Here is a 6,563-nt window from a genome sequence, read left to right as displayed (position 1 = left end):
GATGGCTATGAAATCCAGCTACACCACTCCATGGGACACGATCGTTGCAGGCTTCCACTTACCCTGCCGGTCAAAGTCCGCCGGCTTTCGAAGCCGCAAAATATGATCCGGAATAAGTCGAATCTGCTCTAAATGGGCAAGTTCAGAACCTGTCGGAGTATAATTGACCGATTAGGAGTTCCACATTTTGCGTACACGCTTTTTGCTTGGGTACGGATCGTCTCCTTCGACAGTCCGGCCTCGGCCGCAATGTCCCGGATCGAGTTCCCGGCGAGTATTCGCGTGAGAACGCGGTGCTCGGCGGGCGTCAGGTGAACTGACCTAGCATAATCAGCAAGACGTGGCTTCAGGTCTATGGCAGGCACACGGTGACAAAGAACGATGACTGATAAACCGTGTACGTATTTATGAAACAGTCCTCGCTCGATACGTGTCAGGTAGATTATATGATCCCCAGCATGGACTGTTACCGAAGATTGGCCAGTATACTGCCTCTGCAGAAGTGCTTCGAGCGCATCGTGGGCATTCTCGTTACACAGGCGGACGTTGTTGCCGCTTGTAAGGGAAAAGGGTGGCGGCAGCCAGCTACCGAGTGAATCTCCGAAAGCTTTGATCAGGCGTTTACCTTCCCCTACGACCATCCCGATGGACGAGGTCATCGTCGCTACGGTCGCTGCGGCCTCCGTCAGCGTGTCGTTCTCCTTGTGATAGAAGGCTAATGCGCGCTTCAGATGCGGCTGGAGATCGGTCAGGAAATCTGCGGCATGTTTCGTTTCATTGGGATCGGTTTCAGCTGTAAATATTCCGCACAGGAACGATCTCCCCGCCTTACGATCGATGGTGACACCAACAGCTCCCTCAAAACCATGGGGACGCAGGAACTCAGAATAGAACCGATGCCTGATCAGATCTTCACGCGGATACATCTGGTCGGATACGACGCCCACCGCTACGGGTCTGGTGCAGGCTCCGATCATCCAAGGGCTTTCTGCTGCTAAACTATCCGCGTAGTGCGACGTCAAGTTTGCATCGAGGTCGCTCGATAGCTCGTAGGCGCCCTTGCGCGCCGTCAGATCATGGTGGAACAACGTTGCCGCGCCATTCGGAAGCAACGCGCCCAACATTCTTAGGAAAAGGTTCCAGTCGCCGTCATCGCCGAGGATGGCGGCATACAGCGCTGCAACGAGATCTGGCTTATGCGATTGCACGACTGCCTTCCTACAAAGCTTCGGCTGCCGCTCATTCTAGCAGTGCACGTTAACGCGCAATGCCTACACTTATGGCGTATGGGCGACGGTCGTCGTCAGGTTCGTTACCTCACCGGTCGTCAGTTCAGTATCCATGAGAAAGCGCAGCGACATTGGCAATATGGCCTTCCAGTACGGCCAGTCATGGGAACCCGCGGAAAGGTGCAGGCCATGCTTGATACCCTTCCGCAATAACGCGGCGTGCACTTCCAACGTGCCATCGAGCAGCCAATCCTCCGTTCCGCAAGCCAGGAATACCCTATGTGTGGGCACCATTGCTGATTGTTCCAGTGCCGCGATCCGGCTGACAACGCTGTTCAGGCGGTGCCATTGCATTCGGGAATTTCCGATAAGATCCGCTCCAGCCGAGTTTCCGAACCTCCGGTTAAAGTCAGCTTGCGGCATTGAGGTTATCTGATCGGGCGTGAACTCCCCTATGCTGAGAGCGGCCCCACCGGTGAATAGCGCTGGATGCTGAAACAGTAGCGTCATAGCGCCGAAACCTCCCATAGAGAGGCCAACGACGTACCGCGAGGCTGATCCGCCGTTTGAGAACCGCGGCTCTACGAATGGAATAAACTCTTCGATGAAGAAGCGCTGCCAGTCGTAATCCCCGGTCATGCTGTTAAGGTAATAGGTATAGGCGTCACTAGAGTGTCCAGCCCTTCCATCAGGAGCAATCGCTACGACAGGAGGAATGGAACCATTTGCAATCAGGCCATCAAGAATGCGTGTGGTGTCGGCGAGCCGAAACCAGTCGCTGGGGCTGCCACCGCTGCCCCCATGGAGAAGATAGACAACCGGGTAGGATCGTTTGGCCTGCCAGCCTGTTGGAATGTAGACGTGATATGTAATATCCCTGTTGAGGATGGAGGTAAAGAAAGAGATCTCGGCTGTCGAACCTGCTTGAGCTGCATTTAAAAAAATCACAGATGCAATTATATTACTTAAAATGGCAGATAACATAGTTATGAAGATGCGCATATAGACACCCGGTCAATATCTGTTTTTAGAAGAGACTTCCACTCTTCATAAAGGTCTCGCCAGCTCATCGTGGAGAGGCTTTTTGGGACCGGACTTTCAATGCGCCAGGCAAAGTGTTGGATTTCCGCCGGCAACTCGCATCTCGCATTGGTGCGAACGCATTCGACGTGAGAATGGAGGCGGTCCACGATTATGATACTTCGAAGCGCCCTCGCCACGACCCCACTTCGTTCAGCGCCTAACTCGAACGCACTATTCGCAAGAGCGAGTTGCTGCGTTGTCAGTTCTCCGAAGCGTTCGGCAGGCAGCTGCAGCTTATTTTCTACTATAAGATTGAACAAAATGTCCGATTGCACCCAAGCAGCAGTAACCAAGGAAATTTTACAGGGATCTCTGGTTTTCAGCTGAGGTGAAAGGCGACTCGATGAGCGCTCTCCAAGCGGAGAAGCTACTTCATGTCCGTCCCAACCCGCAGCGACGCACCCAGATATTGTGCCTAGCACGGTTCCAATTACAACGATCAGTTTCCACATGGTCTTCCAGCCCATTGCTGCTGTCGGCAGCTTTGGTGGACTCCATCTTTTCCGTCATCACCCGAATGGGTGATGACCGGCCGTGCGTGTACGACGATGATACGTCGATCAGGGCAAGGGGATATGCTTTTGGGATCCACTTTGCGTCAGAGGCGAGTACGCAGTCAGCTAGCAAACATTTCATGCGTCCCAGCGCGAGAAGCAATTCGGTCAAAATGTTGTGGTCCAAGATAGCAGGGTGAGGAAGATGGCAAGGAAGAGCATCGGTCTCATCGCGACAACGCTCACGATGCTGTTCTCCACATCATCATTCGCGGAAGTGGCGGTCGAAGAATTACAAGCCGATCCGGACATCATTGCGGTTAAGCAAGATGCCGCCACGATCTCCTGCGTAGGGATCGTTCCATCGAAAGCCTACAAGCGATACATGATCATTCGTCGCCAGGGTTTCTTCGATATTGTCCTTGAAGATTTCAAGACCAGATCCGTGCCGCTCGTCGGTGCGGTTCTCAGCGGAACAGATCTACAGGCCTCAAACGCGTACGACTTCGCGCGGTTCACGATCGAGTACGGCATCTACCCGAGTGTTTTAAGTCCGCAGGCATCCACCGTCGATGTGACCCTGAAGTTTGAGGACGGCTATACGGACACGATCCCGATCGGAGCAAAAGCGCTGAGGGCGGTGATGGATAAGATGGCAGATTGCATCGGCGCCGATGCACCACTGACGCTGACAGACGCCTCGCTCTTTACATATTATCACTTTCAACAGCGTGAGAAAGGCCCCTTTTCCACGGACGCCTTGGCGGTCAGGCTTTACGATGGCTATGATGGCCTAATTAAAGACCCGGAGCAGGCCGGGAGAATCCTGGCCGAGTTGTACGAAATGCACGGCTCCGAAATGTCCTCTCTGGCCACGGTCGCGCTGGTCCGAGCCAAGTATCACGGGCACGGAATGACGGCTGATCCCGTCGCGGCCTTTGCGCTGGCCACGACGAAGAAGGATATCGGAGATGAGGTGGCGGTGGTTAGGGCGCGGATGCTGCGCGACGGCATCGGCACAGCGCCCGATCTAAAGCTTGCAAGAAAAGAGTTTGCCGCTGTCGCAGAGCGATCACCCGGCCTCGCTGGGCGGAGCTTAGTCGAGATGATGCTCACTGGTCGAGGTGGCGATGGCCCGGATCCTATGGGCGCACTGACGCTTCTCAGGAGCCCTACAATGCCCGAGGATGGCCGAGGCTATCCGTGGGTCGCGATCGCCTACATATCGGGCCAATGGGAGGGTGAGCGCAGTCTTTCCGAACTGAAGCAGCTGTTGGAACAGCACACTGACGCAGCTTGGTTCCCGCAACTGCTCGCGGTGGCCTTATCGAACGATTGGCTTTCCCCGGAGACCTTCGAGGAGATCGCGGACCGTTACTACGGCAAGACCAAAGTCTCGGACCTCTACATCACCGGATCTATATGGAAGGGCAGCGCCGTTGTTGAGCCCGACCGCGAAGAGGCCGTTCGTCGATTGTCAGAGCAAGTTCGAGCCTCGGCAGCACCCACTTTGCAGCAGGCACTGGCGGTGAAGATGATGGCAGAGGCTGGGGGCACGATCCCCGACGACATCTTGTTGCTGGCCGACAATGTGATCTTCGAGGAGGACGATCAAGCAACGATCAACGATGGCATCCGCTCCATTGAGAGAACCGCGAAACTGGTGCGGGACGGAGCCTGGCTCGACGCGGCTGAGGCTCTGGCAAGTGTCAAGCTGACTCAACAGCCCATCGCCGGAACGCATATGACAACAGGTCAAAGCGACGGGACTTACAAATGGAGAGCAGTGCTGGATCATCCGCTACCACAAGGCCAGGATCTGGACGCCTTCAAGGACCATAGGGTCGAGAAGCTGCTTCTTGAGGGCGTCTATCTACCGCCTGCGGAAATAATCGTGTCGACCACGACAAAAAGGCTGAGGGCAATCAGGGAAACAGCTGTCTGTGGTTCGAATTTCGGTCAGGCATTGAAGTGTGGGATCGTCAGCGGAACGGCTCCATCGCGCGAATTGAGGCTGCTAATGCTAGCAGGGCAGTTCGAAGTCTCGGGCGACGACGCGCAGACCATCTTTGATCGAGCCGCCGAGGCGCAATTTGCGGATACCGAATGTTCCACGACAAGCGCCGACTCAGTCGTACAGCTGTTTAAAGCGTGCAGTCGCGTCCCCGATCCTTTGAAGCTCAAAATCAACCGGCGCAGGACCATTCAATGATCAATCTTGCCAAGAACGGGGCCCTAGGTCTCACCGTCTTGATCATGGCGACTCAAACGGCGGTTGCTCAGCAATCAATAAGGGACCAGGCTGTTTTCTTGTTCAGCGAAGAGTCTTCCGCTGTCGCTGCCATTGATTGGGTTCAAGGGAAGCGTGACGCTCTTGTAGGCACAGTCGAAAATGTTCGATCGGGTTGGATCGAAACGGGCGACCCGAAAAGGCTGACCTATCGTCTCTCACCAAGGGAAGCTGAATGCATCAAGCGTGCGTCAAGCTGCAGCGGCAGATACTCGGATCTCGTTGACGCGATGTCAGGGGACCTGGAGCGACGGGGTATCGTAGATCGTGTTCGCGAGGCTGCCGACACTGCGAAGAACTTCGTACGCAGAGCGGGTGAGAGCGTTACCGAGGAAAACGTTTACCCGAACCGGTTTCAGCGATCGGCCATGCTCGGCGCTCGGTTGGAGAGCCTGCGTGAACCGATAACGCAGGGTGAAACGCTCGCGGATCAATACGCGCAAGGCGTCCCAGGAACGATTGACAGCTCAACCCCCGAAGCGCGTGAGCAGCTTCTCTCCGAGTATGGATGGCAGGCATCTCAGGAAATCACAAAGGACGAAGGTGTTCTTTACGGGATGCCGGATCCGGAGGAACTGGCGCGCGCACAACGCGCTGCGCCCGAAGCTTATCGCATCGAGTACACTTCAGACGGGACACGTTGGCAAGTCTACGACTACCAAGGGACTGACAGCAGCGTTACAATCGATGGCGCATACGAGCCGGTCACGAAGCAGTATGCTCAGGAGACGTTTGACACGTATGGAACGATACCTGGCGGAATCTCCTGTGTCAGCGAAAATTCCGCCCTTCCGGCCGCCTCGGAGGCTTTGCTGGTCTATTCCGGCAATCAGTTGATCTTAATTGAGAACAAGCTTCGCTACAGCGTTCCTATTCCGGCACCAGAGTTCGTCGACCTCGTCGCCGCAGTTGCGAAGGATGATCGACTGGCGGTCTCTCTGACCAGTAACAACGGAACCGCGATTGGAGGCTTGCCGATCTTCCACCGGTTGACACAGGAGCTTTTGAACGCAGACAGCGTTTTAGGTAGCCTCGTATTCGGAGGGAGTGCGTCACCTCTTGGCTACAGGTTCGAGGACGCCGACATGTCGTTAAATGCTAAGCGCCCGTTTGGTTTTACGGGGGCTGTATTCTTTGAAGTTCGCCACAAAGGATTTTCAATCAACGAGGGCACGATTGTCAGCCTTGGCCAGACAATGCGGGTGACCCTTGTTCCTCTGAAGGAAAACCACACAGAAGGCTCAGTTCCAGATCTCGCTTTAATTGAGGATGGATTCGACCTTAGTGGGCCGTACGCTGAGAATGCTAAGGAGATTGCGTCGTCTATTGGCATGCTGTCCCAAGATCCTGCCTTGATCGGAGCATTCCACATCTGCGAAGCCGCGGCATTAGCAAGACAGCTAAAATCGATGTCGATTGGAGTGGACAAAATGCTGATCGTCAACGCAGTGGAATGATCGAAACGTT

At 55.0% G+C, this 6,563-nt stretch carries 4 protein-coding genes; 2 read left to right on the top strand and 2 right to left on the bottom strand.

What is annotated here, in order from left to right:
• Positions 1 to 128: 128 nt before the first annotated feature.
• Both NDN16_RS21045 and NDN16_RS05165 read right to left on the bottom strand, forming a co-directional pair.
• Positions 129 to 1,208, bottom strand: a complete 1,080-nt coding sequence (locus tag NDN16_RS21045) for a helix-turn-helix transcriptional regulator (RefSeq protein WP_251112537.1) — start codon at positions 1,206 to 1,208, stop codon at positions 129 to 131.
• A gap of 69 nt (positions 1,209 to 1,277) precedes the next feature.
• Positions 1,278 to 2,231: an alpha/beta hydrolase gene (locus NDN16_RS05165; RefSeq protein WP_251112536.1), complete on the bottom strand. Its 954-nt coding sequence runs from the start codon at positions 2,229 to 2,231 to the stop codon at positions 1,278 to 1,280.
• Between the two features lie 780 nt (positions 2,232 to 3,011).
• On the opposite strand from NDN16_RS05165, the gene NDN16_RS05160 reads away from it, so the two are divergent.
• Positions 3,012 to 5,018 (top strand): hypothetical protein, encoded by a 2,007-nt coding sequence (locus NDN16_RS05160; RefSeq protein ID WP_251112535.1) that lies wholly within the window; start codon positions 3,012 to 3,014, stop codon positions 5,016 to 5,018.
• Positions 5,015 to 6,553 carry a hypothetical protein gene (locus NDN16_RS05155; protein WP_251112534.1) on the top strand — a complete coding sequence of 513 codons (1,539 nt, stop codon included), beginning with the start codon at positions 5,015 to 5,017 and terminating at the stop codon, positions 6,551 to 6,553. Before NDN16_RS05160 ends, NDN16_RS05155 begins: the two co-directional genes overlap by 4 nt.
• Positions 6,554 to 6,563: the final 10 nt, after the last annotated feature.

Source organism: Aureimonas altamirensis, assembly GCF_023702225.1.
Lineage (GTDB): Bacteria > Pseudomonadota > Alphaproteobacteria > Rhizobiales > Rhizobiaceae > Aureimonas > Aureimonas altamirensis_B.
The sequence above is the reverse complement of the archived record's forward strand: the minus strand, read 5'-3'. Positions and strand labels throughout refer to the sequence as shown.

Coding starts and splice junctions, on each gene's coding strand:
- NDN16_RS05165 (WP_251112536.1), bottom strand. CDS start 2,231: ATGCGCATCTTCATAACTATGTTATCTGCCATTTTAAGTAATATAATT.
- NDN16_RS05160 (WP_251112535.1), top strand. CDS start 3,012: ATGGCAAGGAAGAGCATCGGTCTCATCGCGACAACGCTCACGATGCTG.
- NDN16_RS05155 (WP_251112534.1), top strand. CDS start 5,015: ATGATCAATCTTGCCAAGAACGGGGCCCTAGGTCTCACCGTCTTGATC.